We start from the raw sequence: 19,659 nt of genomic DNA, 5'->3' as shown, positions 1-19,659 counted from the left end.
GCGGCGGTACCGGGCGGTGCGGCGGCGGGTGACGGGAAAGGCGGGAGGCGGGGCAGGCGGTGTGCGGGGGCCCTGACGTACCCTCGTCTGGTCAGGGTCCAGGAGAAGCCTGGGTCGGCTAGTTCGAGGGACTCACGTGGCAGAGGCGGAGCGCATCATCGGTACGCCGGAGGTCGGGGACGACGCCCAGCCGGAGTCGGCCGCGCCCAAGGGGCGTCGGCGGATCGCGGCTCTGCTCGTCGTGGCGGTGCTCGCCTACCTGCTGGACCTCGGCACCAAGATGCTGGTCGTGGCGAAGCTGGAGCACCAGCCGCCGATCGAGATCATCGGTGACCTGCTGAAGTTCGAGGCGGTCCGCAACCCGGGGGCCGCCTTCGGGTTCGGCGAGGCCTTCACCATCATCTTCACCGGCATCGCCGCGGCCGTGATCGTGGTGATCGTGCGGCTGGCCCGCAAGCTCTACAGCCTGCCGTGGGCCATCGCCCTGGGCCTGCTGCTGGGCGGTGCGCTGGGCAACCTGACCGACCGGATCTTCCGTTCGCCCGGCGTGTTTCGCGGGGCGGTCGTCGACTTCATCGCACCGGCCCACTTCGCCGTCTTCAACATCGCCGACTCGGCGATCGTGTGCGGCGGCATCCTCATCGTGCTGCTGTCGTTCAAGGGCCTGGACCCGGACGGCACCGTCCACAAGGACTGATCGAAGCGCTGATCGCGGGACGGCCCGTCCGCCCCGTCCTGCATACTCGACGGGTGAGTACGATTCCCGAGATCCGCACCCTGCCCGTTCCCGATGGCCTCGAAGGCGAGCGCGTCGACGCCGCCATCGCCCGCATGTTCGGTTTTTCCCGGACCAAGGCGGCCGAGCTGGCGGCCGAGGGGAAGGTGTCGGTCGACGGCAGCGTTGTCGGGAAGTCCGAGCGCGTGCACGGCGGCGCCTGGCTCGAGGTCGAGATGCCCGCGCCCCCGCGGCCGGTCGAGGTCGTGGCCGAGCCGGTGCCGGGCATGGAGATCGTCCACGACGACGACGACATCGTCGTCATCATGAAGCCGGTGGGCGTCGCCGCCCACCCGAGCCCCGGCTGGACCGGCACCACGGTCATCGGTGGCCTCGCCGCCGCGGGCTACCGCATCTCCACCTCCGGCGCCTCCGAGCGCCAGGGCATCGTGCACCGCCTCGACGTCGGCACGTCCGGCCTGATGGCCGTCGCCAAGTCCGAGCGCGCGTACACCTCGCTGAAGAACCAGTTCCGCGAGCGGGTCGTGGACAAGCGCTACCACGCGCTGGTGCAGGGCCACCCGGACCCGATGAGCGGCACCATCGATGCGCCGATCGGCCGCCACCCGAGCGCGGACTACAAGTGGGCGGTGATCCAGGACGGCAAGGCCTCCGTCACCCACTACGACCTGATCGAGGCCTTCCGCGCCGCCTCGCTGCTGGACATCAAGCTGGAGACGGGCCGTACGCACCAGATCCGCGTGCACATGTCCGCCCACCGCCACCCGTGCGTCGGCGACCTGACCTACGGCGCCGACCCGACCGTCGCGAAGCGGCTCGGGCTCACCCGCCAGTGGCTGCACGCGGTCCGGCTGGGCTTCGAGCACCCCGCGGACGGGCAGTGGGTGGAGTTCGAGAGCACCTACCCGGCCGACCTGCAGCACGCCCTCGACGTGATCCGCGCCGAGAGCGAGTAGCAGTCGGGGCCCGCGGCCCGCGGCCCCGGTCCCCGTACGCGAGCCCGACACGCGGCCGCGGCCGCGGGTCTGACCGCCGCGGCCCGGCGCGGCGGACTGGCAGGGTGGGGGAGTGGATCAGCTTGCTCTGCTGTTCGTGCTCCTGCTCGGGGCCGTGGTCATGGTGCCCCTCGGGGACCGGCTGGGGCTGCCCGCGCCCGTTCTGATGACCCTCGGCGGGGTCGTCCTCGCGCTGGTGCCGGCCGTGCCGGAGGTCGAGGTGCGGCCCGAGTTCATCCTGCCGCTGGTGCTGCCACCGCTGCTGTACGCCTCCGTGCAGCGGACCTCGTGGCGCCAGTTCGCCGCCAACGTACGGCCCATCCTGCTGCTGGCCGTGGCCCTGGTGTTCGTCACGACCGCCGCCGTGGCCGCCGTCGCCCACTCCGTGGTTCCCGCGCTGCCGATCGCCGCCGCCGTCGCGCTCGGCGCGCTCGTCGCGCCGCCCGACCCGGTCGCCGCCACGGCCGTCGCCGGATCGCTCGGGCTGCCCCGCCGCATGGTCTCGATCCTGGAGGGCGAGGGGCTCTTCAACGACGTGACCGCGATCGTGCTCTACCACGTGGCGATCGCCGCGGCCGTCAGCGGCAGCTTCTCCTGGCCCGACGCGCTCGGGGAGTTCGTGCTGTCCGCCGTCGTCGCCGTGGCGGTCGGGCTCGCCCTCGGCTGGACCACCAACCGGCTGATGGGCCGGCTCGGCGACGCCACCCTCCAGATCGGGCTGACCCTGCTCGTGCCCTTCGTCTCGTACACGGTCGCCGAGGAGCTCCACGGGTCCGGGGTGCTGGCCGTGCTGACGACGGCCCTGTTCCTCGCCGAGTACGCCTCCGACGCCGACGACGTGCTGGGGCGGCTGGCCGGGCACACCTTCTGGGAGGTCGTGGACACGCTCGTCACCGGCGTGGCCTTCGGGCTGATCGGGCTGGAGCTGCACAACGTCTTCGGGACGGCGCAGGAGCGCGCGTGGGAGATGGCCGGCTGGGCGGCGGTCGTCGTCGCGGTGGTCGTCGGCGTACGGCTGGCCTGGCTGCTGCCGGCGGGCTGGCTCGCGAAGAAGCTGCACCAGCGGCGCGACTACGACGAGGAGATCCCGCTGAGCTGGCGGGAGAGCGTGGTGATGTGGTGGGCGGGGATGCGCGGGGTGGCCTCGGTCGCCCTGGCCCTGGCCATTCCCCTGGAGACTGCCTCCGGCGAACCCTTCCCGGCGCGCGACGAGATCATCTTCATCGCCTTCGCGGTGATCATGGTGACCCTGGTGTGCCAGGGGCTCACCCTGCCGTGGCTGGTGCGGCGCCTCGGCGTGGAGGAGGACACCGACGCGCGGCGCGACGCCGAGCGGCAGCTGGCGATCCGCGCCGCCAGGGCCGCGAAGCGGCGGCTGAAGGAGATCGAGGAGGTCGAGGAGCTGCCGGAAGACCTGATCGAGCAGCTGACCCGGCGCGCGTACGACGTCGGGGCCAGGATCAGCCCGGACATGGTGGACGAGGAACGGCGCGAGGCGTACGCGCAGCGCGTGCAGCGCCTCCACGACGTCCAGCGGATCCAGCGGGAGATGATGTCGGCCGCCCGCCACGAGGTCCTGGCCGCCCGCAGCGAGCCCGGCTCCGACCCGGAGGTCGTCGACCGGGTGCTGCGCCACCTCGACGTCCGCAGCCTGCGCGCGCCCTAAGCCGCCGGCCGGGTGACCAGGCGTTCCAGGCCGCGGAGGAAGCGGACGTAAGGGGACCATCGCGCCGGGCGGGCGACCGTGCCCGTGCAGGCCAGTTCGGCGCGGTCCAGGCTGTCCTCCAGCACGGCATCGTGCCCCGCGCGGTAGGCCAGCGGCCAGGTGAGGCGGCTGACACCGCTGACGTTCATCGCGAGCGTGTGCCGCAGCACGGTCCGCTCCGCGTCCACCGGCAGCACGGTGAACTCGTGGAAGCCGTGGAACCCGCGGGGCCCGGTGAAGGCGAAGCGCACCCAGGTGCCCGGCACGTACGCGGCCACCGTGTAGCGGACCGGGCCGTGGCCGCCCGCCGCCCCGACGGCCAGGGGGCGGTCGAGCTCCATCTCCTCCCACAGCTGGTGCGGCCACAGCCGGTCGTCCTCCCCGCCGGACAGCGTGTCGATGAGTGCGCCGACCCGGTCCGGCCCGGCCGTCAGCAGGCGTTCGTGCACGTTGAAGACGCCCATCGGTCCTCCCCATTTCGCGTTATTAGAGATGGGTCTCTAATAATCTGGAGGGTACTCTCTGATTCATGGCGAGACCACCCCGCTTCGACACCGAGCAGATCCTCGACGCCGCCGTGCGGCTGGCCGCCTCGGCCGGCCCGGCCGGCGTGACCATGTCCGCCGTCGCCCAGGCGATCGGCGCACCCAGCGGTTCGATGTACCACCGGTTCGCCGGGCGGGCGGCGCTGCTCGCCGAGGTGTGGCTGCGCACGGTGGAGCGGTTCCAGGAGGGCTACTTCGCCGCCCTCGGCGGCGACGCCGACGTACTCCGGGGCGCCTGCGCGGCCGCCCGCCACGTCGTCGCATGGAGCCGTGCCCAGCCCGAGGAGGCCGCCCTGCTCCTCTACGGCGCTGCGGAGTTCGGTCGCGCCGACTGGTCCGAGGAGCACACCCGGCGCGCCGACTCCGGCAACGAGCGCGTGTACGCCGCCCTCGGCGACCTCGCCGCGGCTCTCGGGGCCGAGGGCGACCGCGGCCGGGAGCGGGTCGCCCTCGCCCTGATCGACCTGCCGCTCTCGGTCGTCCGCCGGCACCTGCGCGCCGGCGGGGCGCTGCCCCCGCACGCCGAGGACCTCGCCGAGGAGTGTGCGGCCGCGCTGCTCGCCGGCCCTTAGGCCGTCTCCTCCGGGGCGGGGGGTGCGGGGGACGTCGCGATGCGGGGGAGGGCGTAGGGGTGGTGGGCCGCCAGCCAGGTGATCAGCCGTTCACGGACCGCGCAGCGCAGGGTCCAGAGGTCGTCGGCGTCCTTGGCCGTGACCACGCCGCGGACCTGGACGGTGTGCGGTGTGGTGTCCGTCACGGCCAGGCCGCCGCCGCGGCCGTCCCATTCGGGCAGTTCCGCGAGGATCTGCCCGAACCGCTCCCGCATCAGGTCCATGGGTGCGCTGTGGTCCAGGTGCCAGAAGACCGTTCCGGTCATCTGCGCGCCGCCGCGCGACCAGTTCTCGTACGGCTTGCTCGTGAAATACGACACAGGCATCGTGATGCGGCGTTCGTCCCAGGTACGGACGGTCAGGAAGGTCAGGGTGATCTCCTCGACCCGGCCCCACTCCTTGTCGACGACCACCGTGTCGCCGATGCGGACGGTGTCGCCGAAGGCGATCTGGAGCCCGGCGAAGAGGTTGCTCAGCGAGGACTGGGCGGCGATGCCCGCCACGATGCCGAGGACGCCCGCGGAGGCCAGCATCGAGGCGCCGACCGCGCGCATCGGGGGGAAGGTCAGCAGCATCGCCGCGACGGCGACCACGACCACCACCGCCGTGACCACCCGCTGGATCAGCGTGACCTGGGTGCGCACCCGGCGGACCCGGGCCTCGTCCGCGGTCGCCGCGGCGTAGCGCGCGTAGGTGGAGTCGACGGCGGCCGTCGCGATGCGCACCGCCAGCCAGGCCGCCGAGGCGATGAGGACCAGGGTGAGGAAGCGGCCGACGCCGACGGGATGGTCGGGCAGGATTCCCGCCCGGCGGTAGGAGCCCCGCAGGAGGGACGTGCACAGCACCACCTGGAAGGGGAGCCGGCAGCGGCGCAGCAGTTCCCACAGCGGGGTCTCGGGGTGCCGGGCGTCGGCCCGGCGCAGCAGCAGGTCGAGCAGCCAGCCCGCGATCAGGGTGGCGACCAGCGCGCCGCCGATGACCGTCACGGGGCGCAGGAAGTTCTCCGTCTCCATGGGGATGAACGTAGCGGGAAGCCGCGGCGCACCGGGGTCGGCGACGGCTGGCACGATGGAGGCATGAACATCATGCTTTTCCACTCGACGTACGGGCTGCGGCCCGCGGTGCAGGCGGCGGCCGACCGGCTGCGCGCGGCCGGTCACCAGGTCCAGGTGCCGGACCTCTTCGAGGGGCGCACCTTCGAGACCGTCGAGGAGGGCATGGCCCACCAGGACGAGATCGGCCGTGACGAGCTGCTGAAGCGGGCGGTGCTGGCCGCGGCCCCGCACTCCGACGGGGGCCTGGTCTACGCGGGCTTCTCCTTCGGCGGTTCGCTCGCCCAGCACTTGGCGCTGGCCGACGCGAAGGCGCGCGGGCTGCTCCTCCTGCACGGGACGGCGGACCTGGAGGACGGCGCGTCGGTGGACGGGCTCCCGGTGCAGCTGCACATCGCCGACCCGGACCCCTTCGAACCGCACGACTGGCTGACGGCCTGGTACCTGCGGATGCAGCGGGCCGGGGCGGACGTCGAGGTGCACAGCTACCCCGGCGCCGGGCACCTGTTCACCGATCCGGACCTCGACGACTACGACGCCGAGGCCGCGGAGCAGGCCTGGACGGCCGCGATCGGCTTCCTCGACAGCCTGTAGCGGCGCGGGACATGTGCAAGCGGAAGGGCCCGGCCCGGCGGATGCCGGGCCGGGCCCTCCTCGTCGCCGGGGTCAGCCCGCCCGGTAGGCGGTCCAGCTGCTGCTCATGCGGGCCACCTGGCCCGCGGTGAACTGGTACATGCAGGAGTCGTACGTGTAGTCCATGAAGTTGCGGATCGGGTCCGCGCCGGGCTTGCTGGCGCAGCTGTCGCGCCCGGTCGGGCACTCGTACGCGGCGCTCTTCTCGGCCGGGGTGTCGGAGACGTAGTCGCCGTTGCCGTTACAGCCGCCCTGGAAGGTGTGGTACAGCCCGAGCCAGTGGCCGACCTCGTGGGTGGCGGTGTCGCCCTCGTTGTAGTTGGCGGAGGAGCCGCCGGGCAGCGAGCTGTCGAGCACGACCACGCCGTCCATCTTCGGGCTGGAGGCGTAGGAGGTCGGGAAGGTCGCCCAGCCCAGCAGGCCGCCGGAGAGCTTGGCGGTGTAGAAGTTGAGTGCGCCCGGGCCGCCCTTGCGCAGGGTGTTCTTCATGTCCTTCTCGGCCTGGGAGCCGGAGGCCAGGTTGTACCAGGAGGCGTTGTCCGTGTAGTCGGTCGACGCCAGGGTGAACTGGAAGTTCGTGTTGACGTTGCCGGTGCCCTGGCCGCCGTAGGCCGCGTTGAGGACCGCGAGCTGCTTGCCGACGTCCGTGGACGTGAGCTTGCCGGTGGTGCCCGAGTGGATGACGTGGAAGTACACGGGGATGTTCACGACGGCCTCGGCCGCGGCGAGGCTGCGCTGCGGCTGGTTCTTGAGGGCCTTGTCCAGCTTCGACTTGAGGTCGGCGTCCATGGCCTTGGCCTGCGCGTCGGTGAGCTCGTTCGGCTCGTCCGCGTGCTCGTCGTGGGCACGGGTCACGCGGGCGTTGGCGGGGGCGGCGGCCTCGTCGGCGCACGCCTCGGCGGGGGTCTTGGCGGCCGCGAGCGTGGTGGGGGCGGCAAGCGGGGTGAAGGCCAGGGTTCCGGCCAGGACCGCCGTGCTCATCAGGCGGCGGCGGAGAAGGGGGGATATGCGGGCAGGCGCGCGCACGTGTGCTCCTCGCGAGTGGGGGTGGTGGGGGGTGGTGGCCTGAAGGATCTTCTTCAGCTGGCGCGAAGCTTATGTGTGCATGACATATTCAGGTCAAGAGCCTTACGTAAAAGATTTGTTGCCGAGAACGCACAAGGGGCGCCTGGTATGTACCAGGCGCCCCTTGTGGCAGAAGAATTGACGGTCAATCAGGCGATCAGCGAACGGGCTGGTAGGACCGCTCCACCTTCTGTGTCCCGTTCAGGGTCCGGTAGGAGCGGGACCATGCGGAGGTCGCGTCGGGCCGGCGCTTGTCGGATATGACGTAGTAGTCCATCTGCGAGCGCTCCGGTGTCACGTCCAGCACGCCGTAGCCGTGCGCGTCCATGTCGAGCCACTTCACGTGCCAGTTGGCGGCCTTGATGGCGGTTTCCGCCGCCAGCGAGACCGTGTCGGGCAGGACGTGCAGGATGTCGTCGAGGTTGTCGGAGGTCACCGACGTGACGACGAACTCGGTCGCGGCCGTGCCCGAGCCCGGGTAGGTGGCCATGTTCACCGGGACCTCGTTCGCCCAGGCCATGTGGATGTCGCCGGTCAGGAACACGGTGTTCTTGACGTTGCGGTCCTTCAGATGGCCCAGCAGTTCCTTGCGGTCGTCCGTGTACCCGTCCCACTGGTCCACGTTGATCGCGATACCGCCCTCGGGCAGGCCGAGCAGCTTGGCGAGCGGCCCCAGCAGGTGCGCGGGAAGCGAGCCGAAGGCCACCGGCGAGATCATCACCGAGGTGCCGACCAGCTTCCAGGTCGCGTTCGATCCGGCCAGGCCCGACTTGAGCCAGTCCAGCTGGGCGCGCCCGGTGAGGGTGCGCTCGGGGTCGTCCACCGCACCGCTGCCCACCTTGGCCTGCTGCGAGCGGAAGGAGCGCAGGTCCAGCAGGTGGAGGTCGGCGAGGGTGCCGAAGCGCAGCCTGCGGTAGACGGTGCCCGCGGTGGAGGTCCGTACCGGCATCCACTCGAAGTACGCCTGCTTGGCGGCCTCCGCGCGGGCGGCCCAGTCGCCCTCGGCCCCCGGGGTGTGGTTCTCGGCGCCGCCGGCCCACATGTCGTTCGCGAACTCGTGGTCGTCCCAGATGGCGATGACCGGGTGCGCGTGGTGCAGGGCCTGGAGGTCCGCGTCCGTCTTGTACTTGCCGTGCCGGGCGCGGTAATCGGCCAGCGAGACGATCTCGTGCTGCGGCTCGTGCCGGCGCACGGTGTACTTGGCCTCCGGGTAGCCCCCGGAGGCGTACTCGTAGATGTAGTCGCCCAGGTGCAGGACCGCGTGCAGGTCCGTGCGGGCGGCCAGGTGGCGGTAGGCCGAGAACCAGCCGGACTCCCAGTTGGCGCACGAGACCACGCCGAAGCGGACCCCCGGGGTCGTCACGTCGTGGCCGGGGGTGGTCAGCGTGCGCCCCACGGGGGAGACGGCCGAGCCCGCGGTGAACCGGTACCAGTACGGCGTCTGCGGCTGGAGCCCCCGAACGTCCACCTTGACCGTGTGGTCGGTGGCGGCGCCCGCCGTGACGGTTCCCCCGGCCACGACGCGGGAGAAGGCCCGGTCGGAGGCCACCTCCCAGCCCACCTGGACGGCGGCGCCGAGCCCGGAGCCGGGGACGGCCTCGGGGGTCGGGGTGACGCGCGTCCACAGCAGGACGCCGTCGGGCAGGGGGTCGCCGGAGGCGACGCCGTGCAGGAAGGCGGGCGCGGCGCCCGCCGCATGGGCGGTTCCGGCGCCCAGCGTGGCGAGGGGGGCCAGCGTGGCCGTGGCCGCCGCGGCGAGAACGACGGTACGGCGGCGGGGTGTTGCCGCGGCCGGGTGAGGGGTGAGATGACTGGTCACGGATGGTCATATTACCGACGGGTACACCCCTGGGAACAGACGTCGGAATGCAACGAGCGGGCGAACTCTGGGAGTTCGCCCGCTCGTCGGTGCGGCCGGTCCGGAAGACTGTCCTCCCGGTATGCCCGGGATCAGCCCTGCAAGGCCTTGTCGATCGCGGCCGTGAACGCCTCCGGCGTCTGCGGGGTGTCGATCTTCTTGCCGTCCATCTTCAGCGTCGGCGTGCCCTTCACCCCGGACTTGTCGAACGCCTTCGACATCTCCAGCGCCCACCGGTCGTAGGTGCCGTCCTCGACGGCCTTCTTGAACTCGGCGTTGCCCTTGAGCGCCGGAACGGTGTCCGCGACCTTCAGCAGGTAGTCGTCCTTGGCGAAGCTGTCGACGGTCTCCTCGGGGTGCTGCTCCTTGGAGTACAGCGCCCCCTTGTACTCCAGGAAGGCCTCCGGGCTGACGTTCAGCGCGGCGCCCAGCGCGCTCAGCGCGTTCTTCGAGCCCTCGCCCTTGACCGCGTTGTCGATGAAGGTGGCGCCGAAGTACTGGAGCTTGTACTTGCCCGCCTCGACGTCCTTCTTGATCTGCTCGCCCGAGGACTGCTCGAAGGAGGCGCACGCGGGGCAGCGCGAGTCCTCGTACAGCTCCAGGGTCTTCTTCGCGTCGGCCTTGCCGACGACGACCGTGGTGCCGTCGTCGCCCGTGGTGTTCTTCGGCTTGACCAGCTCGGCCTTGGCGGCCTTCTCCCAGTGGTCGGGCTCGTTGGCCTTCATGACGCCGTAGGCGATGCCGCCGGCCAGACCCAGGGCGGCCACGACGCCGACGCCGACTATGACCTGCCGGCGGATCCTGTCCTTCTTGGCCTGCGCCTCGCGCTCGGCCCGCAGCCGCTCGCGGGCCGCCGCCTTGTTCGCCTGGCTGTTGCGTGAACTCATCGTGATCTCCGTGGTGTGTGACATGGGGAAGGGACTGCCGTACGTGCGTCAGGCGCGCGCGAGCGCACCGAGCACGGGAGGTCCCCGCCGTCCCACGGAGTGTGCGGGGAAGCGCGTACGGGCCCCGGCTCCCGCCGTGACCGGGCGCAGCGCCCGCCGCGCCGGCTCGCGGGCCCCCGCCACCGCGGCAGCCGCCAGCAGCAGCGGCCGGAACGCGAAGGCGGCCACCGCCCGCAGCAGCCGGCCCAGCGCCCGCTCGCCGTGGCGCAGCCAGGCGGCGGCGAGCAGCCCCACCGAGACGTGCGCGCCGAGCAGCAGCCACGGCGTGTACGGACCGGGCGAGGCCAGCAGCGCGGCCGCGTCGGCGGCGGGCCCGGTCACCTCGGTCAGCGGCCCGCCCACCGGCGTGCCCCCGCACAGCTCCTCCAGGCCCATGGCGCGCAGCGGCCCCGAGACGGGGCCGCCGGCCGGTCCGTAGCAGAGGTGCTGGCCCGCGGTGAAGACGGTGTCGGCGGCCAGCTCCAGCGGCACGAGCAGCCCCGCGATCGGGCCGAAGCCGCGCTCGCGGCCCGCGAGCGCGTAGGCGATGGCGAACACACCCGCGAAGGCCCCGCCCACCAGCGCGGGCGGCAGCGGGACCTGGGACATCAGGACATGCGACCCGGACGAGAGCAGCACGACGACCGCGCTGAACAGCGCGGCCCGCAGCCCTCTGAGTCCCGTCCCGGAAAAGTCCATCCCGGCGAGTGTGCCACGTGTTCCTGTGGAGGCCGGTTCAGGGGGTGAGACGCCCGTTGCGGAACAGGTCCACGAAGATCTGGTGGTCGGCGCGCGCCCGGGCCCCGTACGCGTGCGCGAAGTCGACCAGCAGCTCCGCGAAGCCCTCCTCGTCCGCCGCGATCGCCGCGTCGATGGCCCGCTCGGTGGAGAACGGCACCAGGGACTGCCCGCTCTCCGCCTCGTCGGCCGACGCGTGCATGGTCGCCGTGGCCCGGCCGAGGTCGGCGACGACGGCCGCGATCTCCTCCGGGTCGTCCAGGTCGGACCAGTCCAGGTCGACCGCGTACGGGGAGACCTCCGCCACCAGCTGCCCCGCTCCGTCCAGCTCCGTCCAGCCCAGCCACGGGTCGGCGTGCGCCTGGAGGGCCCGCTGCGAGATCACCGTGCGGTGCCCCTCGTGCAGGAAGTATTCCCGCACCGCCCGGTCCGTGATGTGCCGCGACACCGCCGGGGTCTGCGCCTGCTTGAGGTAGATCACGACGTCGTTCTCCAGGGCGTCGCTGTGCCCTTCCAGCAGGATGTTGTAGGAGGGCAGGCCCGCCGAGCCGATGCCGACGCCCCGGCGGCCGACCACGTCCTTGACCCGGTAGGAGTCGGGGCGCACGAGGGACTCGTCGGGAAGCGTCTCCAGGTACCCGTCGAAGGCCGCCAGCACCTTGTAGCGGGTCGCGGCGTCCAGCTCGATCGAACCGCCGCCGGAGGCGAAGCGGCGCTCGTAGTCCCGTATCTCCGTCATCGAGTCCAGCAGGGAGAAACGCGTGCGGGAGCGGGCCGAGCGCAGCGCGTCCAGCAGCGGGCCCTCGGCGGTGTCCAGGGTGAAGGAGGGCACCTCCTCGTCCTTGGCGCCCACGGCCAGCCGGTGGATCCGCTCCCGGTAGGCGCCGGCGTAGATCCGCACCAGCTCGCTTATCTGGTCGTCGCTGAGCGCCTTGGTGTAGCCGATCAGCGCGACGGAGGCCGCGAAGCGCTTGAGGTCCCAGGTGAAGGGGCCGACATAGGCCTCGTCGAAGTCGTTGACGTTGAAGATCAGCCGGCCGTTGGAATCCATGTACGTGCCGAAGTTCTCGGCGTGGAGATCGCCGTGGATCCACACCCGGCCCGTCCGCTCGTCCAGGTACGGGCCGCCGTGCCGGTCCCGCTCCAGGTCGGAGTAGAAGAGGCAGGCCGTACCGCGGTAGAAGGCGAAGGCCGAGGCCGCCATCTTGCGGAACTTGACCTGGAAGGCAGCGGGGTCGGCGGCGAGCAGTTCACCGAATGCGGTGTCGAACACGTCGAGGATCTCCTCGGCGCGCTGCTCGTCGGTCGTCTCGGGGACCGCCATGGCGGGTTCCTCCTGGTGCACGGGGTGGTACGGGCTCTGCCGGACTGGACGTCGGACCGGTGCCCCTGGTTCTGCAACGCCCGACCGTACCGCTGCGTGCCCGTGATCTGTCACCCGTGGGACGTAGGATTCAAAGCTGCCCCCCTCCCCCCGCCGCCAGGAGACCAGCGCCGTGACCAAGACGCCGTTCACGCACCTGCACGTCCACACCCAGTACTCGCTGCTGGACGGTGCCGCACGGCTGAAGGACATGTTCAACGCGTGCAACGAGATGGGCATGACGCACATCGCCATGTCCGACCACGGCAACCTGCACGGGGCCTACGACTTCTTCCACACCGCGCAGAAGTCCGGGGTCACGCCGATCATCGGCATCGAGGCGTACGTCGCCCCCGAGTCCCGGCGCAACAAGCGCCGCATCCAGTGGGGCCAGCCCCACCAGAAGCGCGACGACGTCTCCGGCTCCGGCGGTTACACCCACAAGACGATCTGGGCGGCGAACGCCACCGGCCTGCACAACCTCTTCCGGCTGTCCTCCGACGCCTACGCCGAGGGCTGGCTCACGAAGTGGCCGCGCATGGACAAGGAGACCATCAGCAAGTGGTCCGAGGGGCTGATCGCCTCCACCGGCTGCCCCTCCGGCGAGCTGCAGACCCGCCTGCGCCTCGGCCAGTTCGACGAGGCCCTGAAGTCGGCCTCCGAGTACCAGGACATCTTCGGCAAGGACCGCTACTTCCTGGAGCTGATGGACCACGGCATCGAGATCGAGCGCCGGGTCCGCGACGGACTGCTGGAGATCGGCAAGAAGCTCGGCATCCCGCCGCTGGTGACGAACGACTCGCACTACACCTACGCCAGCGAGGCAACCGCCCACGACGCCCTGCTGTGCATCCAGACCGGCAAGAACCTCTCGGACCCCGACCGCTTCCGCTTCGACGGCTCCGGCTACTACCTGAAGTCGACCGACGAGATGTACGCCATCGACTCCTCGGACGCCTGGCAGGAGGGCTGCGCCAACACCAAGCTGGTCGCGGACCAGATCGACACCGAGGGCATGTTCACGTTCCGGAACCTGATGCCGAAGTTCGACATCCCGGACGGCTATACCGAGGTCACCTGGTTCCGCGAGGAGACCATGCGCGGCATGCACCGCCGCTTCCCCGGGGGCATCCCCGAGGACCGCATGAAGCAGGTCGAGTACGAGATGGACACGATCATCTCGATGGGCTTCCCCGGCTACTTCCTCGTGGTCGCCGACTTCATCATGTGGGCCAAGAACCAGGGCATCGCGGTCGGCCCCGGCCGAGGCTCCGCGGCCGGCTCGATCGTCGCCTACGCCATGGGCATCACCGACCTCGACCCGATCCCGCACGGCCTGATCTTCGAGCGCTTCCTGAACCCCGAGCGCGTCTCCATGCCCGATGTCGACATCGACTTCGACGAGCGCAGGCGCGTCGAGGTGATCCGGTACGTCACGGAGAAGTACGGCCAGGACAAGGTCGCCATGATCGGCACCTACGGCACCATCAAGGCCAAGAACGCGATCAAGGACTCGGCGCGCGTCCTGGGCTACCCGTACGCCATGGGCGACCGCCTCACCAAGGCCATGCCCGCCGACGTCCTCGGCAAGGGCATCCCGCTCTCCGGCATCCTCGACCCCTCGCACCCCCGCTACAGCGAGGCCGGCGAGATCCGCGGCATGTACGAGAACGAGCCCGACGTGAAGAAGGTCATCGACACCGCCCGCGGTGTGGAGGGCCTCGTCCGCCAGATGGGCGTGCACGCCGCCGGCGTGATCATGTCCAGCGAGACGATCACCGACCACGTGCCCGTCTGGGTGCGGCACACCGACGGCGTCACCATCACCCAGTGGGACTACCCGAGCTGCGAGTCGCTCGGCCTGCTGAAGATGGACTTCCTCGGCCTGCGCAACCTCACGATCATGGACGACGCCGTCAAGATGGTGAAGGCCAACAAGGGGATCGACATCGACCTCCTGGGCCTCCCGCTCGACGACCCCAAGACCTTCGAACTGCTCGGCCGCGGCGACACCCTCGGCGTCTTCCAGTTCGACGGCGGGCCCATGCGCTCCCTGCTGCGCCTGATGAAGCCCGACAACTTCGAAGACATCTCCGCCGTGTCGGCCCTGTACCGCCCGGGCCCGATGGGCATGAACTCGCACACGAACTACGCCCTGCGCAAGAACAAGCAGCAGGAGATCACCCCGATCCACCCCGAGCTGGAGAAGCCGCTCGAAGAGGTGCTCGCGGTCACCTACGGCCTGATCGTCTACCAGGAGCAGGTGCAGAAGGCCGCCCAGATCATCGCCGGCTACTCGCTCGGCGAGGCCGACATCCTGCGCCGCGTCATGGGCAAGAAGAAGCCCGAGGAGCTGGCGAAGAACTTCACCATCTTCCAGGAGGGCGCCCGCAAGAACGGCTACACCGACGAGGCCATCCAGAAGCTCTGGGACGTCCTGGTCCCCTTCGCCGGCTACGCCTTCAACAAGGCCCACTCGGCCGCCTACGGCCTGGTCTCCTACTGGACCGCCTACCTCAAGGCGAACTACCCGGCCGAGTACATGGCCGGCCTGCTCACCTCGGTCAAGGACGACAAGGACAAGTCCGCGATCTACCTGAACGAGTGCCGCCGCATGGGCATCAAGGTGCTCCCGCCGAACGTCAACGAGTCCGAGTCGAACTTCGCCGCCCAGGGCGACGACGTGATCCTCTTCGGCCTCACCGCCGTCCGCAACGTCGGCCAGAACGTCGTCGACTCGATCATCAAGACCAGGAAGGCCAAGGGGAAGTACTCCTCCTTCCCCGACTTCCTGGACAAGGTCGAGGCCGTCGTCTGCAACAAGCGCACCATCGAGTCGCTGATCAAGGCCGGCGCCTACGACGAGATGGGCCACACCCGCAAGGGCCTGGTCGCCCACCACGAACCGATGATCGACAACGTGGTCGCCGTCAAGCGCAAGGAGGCCGAGGGGCAGTTCGACCTCTTCGGCGGAATGGGTGACGAGAGCGCCGGCGACGAGCCCGGCTTCGGCCTCGACGTGGAGTTCTCCGACGTCGAGTGGGAGAAGTCCTACCTGCTCGCCCAGGAGCGCGAGATGCTCGGCCTCTACGTCTCCGACCACCCGCTCTTCGGCCTGGAGCACGTGCTCTCCGACAAGACGGACGCCGGCATCTCCCAGCTGACCGGCGGCGAGCACTCCGACGGCGCCGTCGTCACCATCGGCGGCATCATCTCCGGCCTGCAGCGCAAGATGACCAAGCAGGGCAACGCCTGGGCCATCGCCACCGTCGAGGACCTGGCCGGCTCCATCGAGTGCATGTTCTTCCCCGCGACCTACCAGCTCGTCTCCACCCAGCTGGTCGAGGACACCGTCGTCTTCGTCAAGGGCCGTCTCGACAAGCGCGAGGACGTCCCCCGCCTGGTCGCCATGGAGATGATGGTCCCCGACCTCTCCTCGGCCGGCACCAACGCCCCCGTGGTCCTCACCATCCCCACGGTCAAGGTCACGCCCCCGATGGTGACCCGTCTGGGGGAGATCCTGCGCCACCACAAGGGCAACACCGAGGTGCGGATCAAGCTCCAGGGGCCGCGGACCACCACCGTGCTCCGCCTCGACCGGCACCGCGTACAGCCCGACCCGGCCCTCTTCGGCGACCTCAAGGTCCTGCTCGGACCGTCCTGCCTGGCCGGATGACGACGGCCGCCACACACGCGGAAGGGCCTGCCCGGCGTCGCCGGGCAGGCCCTTTCGGTTCCGGTCGTCACAGACCGACGCGAAGGACGTCAGTTGTGGCCGAACTTCTTCTGCTTGCTCTTGTGGGCCAGGTCCATGGGACTCGGCGCCTGGGAGGACTGCTCGGGGGAGGAATCCGACGAGCGCGACGCGTCCGGCCCGGACGAGCGGGTCTGCTGCTTCGCCGGCTGCTTCTGATTCTTGTTCTTGGCCATGGTGGAGCCTCCGTGAGGGTCTAGGGGCCAGGACCGCCTTCACACTCACACAGCCCCAGAAACCGCGCATTTTGGATCATTACTGCGCGTAGCCGAGGGCCGCGGCCCGCCCCCGCGTGAGATCCGCCACGCCGATGATCGAGTTCCGGCCTTCAACGCCCGTGAGGTCGGGCAGACTCGGGGAACCCGTGAAAACACATGGGGACCCCCAGGGAAGAGGGTGGAACGCGTGGACCGCTGCGTCGTCCTGGTGGACGCCGGCTACCTGCTGGGCGCCGCCGCCAGCCTTCTCGCCGGGGAGCCCTCCCGCTCCCGGATCACCGTCGACCATGCCGCCCTCATCCAGGGCCTGCGCGAGCGGGCCGAGGCCGACACCCAGCAGCCCCTCCTGCGCATCTACTGGTTCGACGGCGCACCCGACCGGGTGCCCCAGCCCGAGCACCGCAGGCTGCGCGTCATGCCCCGCGTCACCGTCCGCCTCGGCGCCCTGACCCGCAGCGACGGCCGCTGGGCCCAGAAGGGCGTCGACGCGGCCATGCACGCCGAGCTCACCGAGCTCGCCCGCAACCGCGCCTGCTCCGACGTGGTCCTCGTGACCGGCGACGGCGACCTGCTGCCCGGCCTGATGTCCGCCAAGGAACACGGCGTCGCCGTCCACCTGTGGGCCGTCCAGGCCGCCGACGGCGACTACAACCAGTCCGAGGACCTCGTCGCCGAGGCCGACGAGCGCCGCGTCCTCGACCGGGCCTGGATCACCCGCGCCGTCCGCGCCAAGGACCTCGCCGGACTGTGCTCCCCGCCGCCCGTGCCCCGCCCCGACATCGCCGCGATCCTCTCGGCGCCGCTGCCCGAGGCCGCGCTCGCCGAGGCCGCCCGCAACGGCGCCGCCGCCCCCGCGGACGACGACCGGGAGGGAGTCCCCGTACCGGCGCCCACCACCCCCGGCGGAAAGAGCGTCCCCACCCCCAAGGACCTCGCCGGAGCCCTGCGCGCCCCCGGACCGCACACCGGCCAGCAGACCGCGCCGAGCACCACGCCGTCCCCCGCCAGCGCCCTGCGCTGGTCCTCCGACAAGGGCTGGATCGACCGCGCCGGACCGCTCGGCGAACCCGCCGAAACCGCCTCGCTGCCCACCCTCGCCCAGCTCACCAGCGCCGAACAGCGCTGGGCCGACCGGGAGGAGGACATCACCACCGTCGGCGGCGACCCGTTCGAGGTGGGACAGGTGTTCGCCCGACGCTGGATGGAACGCCTCCCGGAGACCGTGCACCTGCAGAAACTGGCCACCATGTACCCGCGCATCCCGCACCGGATCGACGGCGAGCTGCTGCGCTACGCCGCCCGGTTCGGCCTGCTCGCGCACAAGGACGACCAGATCGACGAGCACGACCGCTACGCCATCCGCGCCGGGTTCTGGAGGGAGATCGACGTCCGCGCCGCCGCCGAGCACGTCGCCGCCGTACCGGCCGCCGCACCCGGAACCGCACCCGCCGACCTCGCCGCCCCGCTGACCCCGGCGGCCGAGTAGGGGCGGGAACCCCGTAGGCTGCTCCCTCGTGAGTACGGGCACAGCACAGGCGCAGAACGGCACGGCAGCAGCCGCGGGAGCGGCGCCGGACGTGGTCTGCGCGGTGCGTGACCTGGTCAAGACGTATCCCGCGGTACGCGGACGGCGCGGAGCCCCCGCCCTGCCCGAGACCCGAGCCAACGACGGCGTCAGCCTCGACGTCCGGCGCGGCGAGATCTTCGGCCTGCTCGGCCCCAACGGCGCCGGCAAGTCCACCCTGGTCCGCCAGCTCACCGGCCTGATGCGGCCCGACGCGGGCAGCGTGACCCTCCTCGGCCACGACCTCGTACGCCACCCCGGACGGGCCTCCAGGCTGCTCGCCTACCTCGGCCAGGAGTCCACCGCCCTGGACGAGCTCACGGTGGCCCTGGCCGCCGAGACCACCGGCCGGCTGCGCGGACTCGACGTACGGTCGGCACGCGCCGCGCGCGACGCCGTACTGGAGGAACTCGGGCTGACCCCGATCGCCGGACGGCCCCTGAAGAAGCTCTCCGGCGGCCAGCGGCGCCTCGCCTGCTTCGCCACCGCACTCGTCGGCGAGCGGCCCGTACTGGTCCTCGACGAGCCCACCACCGGCATGGACCCCGTGGCCCGGCGGGCCGTCTGGGCGGCCGTGGACCGGCGCCGCGCCCAGCACGGCGCGACCGTGCTCCTCGTCACCCACAACGTCATCGAGGCCGAGACCGTCCTCGACCGGGTCGCCGTCATCGACCAGGGCAAGGTCATCGCCTGCGACACGCCCGCCGCGCTGAAGGCGCGCGTCTCGGGCGAGGTCCGGCTGGAACTGGTGTGGCGCGAAGGCGCTCCGCTGGCGGTGCCGGAGGTCGCCCGGCTGCGCGACCGGGCCGTCGAGTCGGGGCGCCGCTGGGTGCTCCGGCTGGCTCCGGACGAGGCCAGGGCGGCGGTGGCCTCGGTCACCGGGGGCCCGGCCTTCGCCGCGCTCGACGACTTCACCCTGGCCACCCCCAGCCTGGAAGACGTGTACCTGGCCCTCGGAGGCAAGACGAAAGGGCTGGTGAAGTCGTGAGCGACCGCTCGACGGGGGCCGTCCGGGCCGCGCTCGCGCCCGACGCCCCCACGGCACCCGCGACCGGGGCCGGGGCCGAGCCGGCCGCCGGCACCGCGGGCTGCGCACAGGATCCGCATGCGGCGCCGCTGGCGCCCCGCGCGCGGTTCTTCCCCTCCCTGGCCGCCGTCTACCGGGCCCAGCTGTCCCGGGCCCGGGTCGCGCGGATACCGCTGCTGTTCGTGGCCACCTTCCAGTCCGTCGGGATCATGATCCTGATGCGGGGCGTCGTCGACGGGGGCTCGGAGGCCCGGGCCGTCGTGGCCGGCTCCTCGGTGCTCGTCGTCGCCTTCGTCGCGCTCAACCTGCTCGCGCAGTACTTCGGGCAGCTGCGGGCCGGCGGCGGACTCGACCACTACGCCACCCTGCCGGTGCCGCCCGCCTCGGTGGTCCTGGGCGCGGCCGCCGCGTACGCCTCCTTCACCCTGCCGGGGACACTGGTCACCGCCGTCTTCGGATGCCTGCTGTTCGGGCTGCCGATGAGCGGGCTGTGGATCCTGGCCGCCGTGGTGCCGCTGGCGGGGGCCGCGCTGGCCGGGCTGGGCGCGGCGTTGGGGCTGCTGGCACCACGGCAGGAGCTCGCCACCCTCGCGGGACAGCTCGGCATGTCGGCCGCGCTGCTCCTCGGGGTGCTGCCGCCCGAGCGGATGCCGGCCGTGATCGTCTGGGCGCGGGACCTGCTGCCGTCCACGTACGGCGTGGAGGCGTTCGCCCGGACCTTCGAGGCGTCCCCGGACTGGGCCGCCGTCGTCCTCGACCTCGGGGTGTGCGCGGCCGTGGGGGTCCTCTCACTGGCCGTCGCGACCTGGGCGTACCGCCGGGCGGCCGTCCGCTGACGCCGCCGCCGGACACACCTGGCACGATGTGGG

The 19,659-nt window shown here is 71.5% G+C and carries 17 protein-coding genes; 9 read left to right on the top strand and 8 right to left on the bottom strand.

The genetic code is table 11. The annotated features are described in order from the left end of the window. The first annotated feature begins 136 nt into the window (after window positions 1–136). The 3 genes from lspA (at window position 137) to E6U81_RS14410 (ending at window position 3,397) form a co-directional block, all read left to right on the top strand. Window positions 137–697: a signal peptidase II gene (gene lspA, locus E6U81_RS14420; protein ID WP_030965020.1), complete on the top strand. Its 561-nt coding sequence runs from the start codon at window positions 137–139 to the stop codon at window positions 695–697. A 53-nt stretch (window positions 698–750) separates the two neighbouring features. Next, entirely contained in the window at window positions 751–1,692 is a 942-nt protein-coding gene (locus tag E6U81_RS14415) for an RluA family pseudouridine synthase (RefSeq protein WP_136230488.1), read from the top strand. Between the two features lie 112 nt (window positions 1,693–1,804). Further along, entirely contained in the window at window positions 1,805–3,397 is a 1,593-nt protein-coding gene (locus E6U81_RS14410; protein ID WP_136230487.1) for a Na+/H+ antiporter, read from the top strand. On the opposite strand, the gene E6U81_RS14405 is transcribed toward E6U81_RS14410, so the two are convergent. Next, on the bottom strand, window positions 3,394–3,900 hold the full coding sequence (locus tag E6U81_RS14405; RefSeq protein WP_136230486.1) for an SRPBCC family protein: 507 nt from the start codon (window positions 3,898–3,900) through the stop codon (window positions 3,394–3,396). The genes E6U81_RS14410 and E6U81_RS14405 overlap by 4 nt on opposite strands. Window positions 3,901–3,965: 65 nt before the next feature. On the opposite strand from E6U81_RS14405, the gene E6U81_RS14400 reads away from it, so the two are divergent. Then, entirely contained in the window at window positions 3,966–4,553 is a 588-nt protein-coding gene (locus E6U81_RS14400) for a TetR/AcrR family transcriptional regulator (RefSeq protein ID WP_136230485.1), read from the top strand. Here E6U81_RS14400 and E6U81_RS14395 read toward each other — a convergent pair. Next, window positions 4,550–5,605: a mechanosensitive ion channel domain-containing protein gene (locus E6U81_RS14395; RefSeq protein WP_136230484.1), complete on the bottom strand. Its 1,056-nt coding sequence runs from the start codon at window positions 5,603–5,605 to the stop codon at window positions 4,550–4,552. The two genes, E6U81_RS14400 and E6U81_RS14395, sit on opposite strands and share 4 nt — an antisense overlap. 63 nt (window positions 5,606–5,668) lie before the next feature. Here E6U81_RS14395 and E6U81_RS14390 point away from each other — a divergent pair, with 63 nt between their 5' ends. Next, window positions 5,669–6,238 (top strand): dienelactone hydrolase family protein, encoded by a 570-nt coding sequence (locus tag E6U81_RS14390; protein ID WP_136230483.1) that lies wholly within the window; start codon window positions 5,669–5,671, stop codon window positions 6,236–6,238. A 72-nt stretch (window positions 6,239–6,310) separates the two neighbouring features. Here E6U81_RS14390 and E6U81_RS14385 read toward each other — a convergent pair whose 3' ends face one another. The 5 genes from E6U81_RS14385 to E6U81_RS14365 form a co-directional block, all read right to left on the bottom strand. Beyond that, window positions 6,311–7,258: a zinc metalloprotease gene (locus E6U81_RS14385; protein WP_136230611.1), complete on the bottom strand. Its 948-nt coding sequence runs from the start codon at window positions 7,256–7,258 to the stop codon at window positions 6,311–6,313. Window positions 7,259–7,499: 241 nt separating this feature from the next. Further along, window positions 7,500–9,161 carry an alkaline phosphatase D family protein gene (locus E6U81_RS14380; RefSeq protein ID WP_136230482.1) on the bottom strand — a complete coding sequence of 554 codons (1,662 nt, stop codon included), beginning with the start codon at window positions 9,159–9,161 and terminating at the stop codon, window positions 7,500–7,502. 131 nt (window positions 9,162–9,292) lie between these two features. Beyond that, window positions 9,293–10,087: a DsbA family protein gene (locus E6U81_RS14375; RefSeq protein WP_136230481.1), complete on the bottom strand. Its 795-nt coding sequence runs from the start codon at window positions 10,085–10,087 to the stop codon at window positions 9,293–9,295. Window positions 10,088–10,135: 48 nt separating this feature from the next. After that, entirely contained in the window at window positions 10,136–10,825 is a 690-nt protein-coding gene (locus tag E6U81_RS14370) for a hypothetical protein (protein WP_136230480.1), read from the bottom strand. Window positions 10,826–10,862: 37 nt separating this feature from the next. Further along, entirely contained in the window at window positions 10,863–12,188 is a 1,326-nt protein-coding gene (locus tag E6U81_RS14365; RefSeq protein ID WP_136230479.1) for a DUF2252 domain-containing protein, read from the bottom strand. 172 nt (window positions 12,189–12,360) lie between these two features. On the opposite strand from E6U81_RS14365, the gene dnaE reads away from it, so the two are divergent. Continuing rightward, a complete protein-coding gene (dnaE, locus tag E6U81_RS14360; protein ID WP_136230478.1) occupies window positions 12,361–15,903 on the top strand; it encodes a DNA polymerase III subunit alpha in 3,543 nt (1,180 codons plus the stop codon). Window positions 15,904–15,992: 89 nt separating this feature from the next. Here the strand turns inward: dnaE and E6U81_RS39810 are convergent, their stop codons facing one another. Beyond that, window positions 15,993–16,157: a hypothetical protein gene (locus tag E6U81_RS39810; RefSeq protein ID WP_167344713.1), complete on the bottom strand. Its 165-nt coding sequence runs from the start codon at window positions 16,155–16,157 to the stop codon at window positions 15,993–15,995. A 220-nt stretch (window positions 16,158–16,377) separates the two neighbouring features. Here E6U81_RS39810 and E6U81_RS14355 point away from each other — a divergent pair, with 220 nt between their 5' ends. The 3 genes from E6U81_RS14355 to E6U81_RS14345 are packed head-to-tail and all read left to right on the top strand — an operon-like array spanning window position 16,378 to window position 19,626. Next, on the top strand, window positions 16,378–17,685 hold the full coding sequence (locus E6U81_RS14355) for an NYN domain-containing protein (RefSeq protein WP_240803806.1): 1,308 nt from the start codon (window positions 16,378–16,380) through the stop codon (window positions 17,683–17,685). A gap of 28 nt (window positions 17,686–17,713) precedes the next feature. Beyond that, window positions 17,714–18,751, top strand: coding sequence for an ABC transporter ATP-binding protein (locus tag E6U81_RS14350; protein WP_136230477.1), 1,038 nt, complete (start codon window positions 17,714–17,716; stop codon window positions 18,749–18,751). Next, a complete protein-coding gene (locus tag E6U81_RS14345; RefSeq protein ID WP_136230476.1) occupies window positions 18,748–19,626 on the top strand; it encodes an ABC transporter permease in 879 nt (292 codons plus the stop codon). Before E6U81_RS14350 ends, E6U81_RS14345 begins: the two co-directional genes overlap by 4 nt. Window positions 19,627–19,659 lie beyond the last annotated feature (33 nt).

The sequence above is a fragment of the Streptomyces sp. A0592 genome, assembly GCF_004795115.1.
GTDB lineage: Bacteria > Actinomycetota > Actinomycetes > Streptomycetales > Streptomycetaceae > Streptomyces > Streptomyces erythrochromogenes.
The sequence above is the reverse complement of the archived record's forward strand: the minus strand, read 5'-3'. Positions and strand labels throughout refer to the sequence as shown.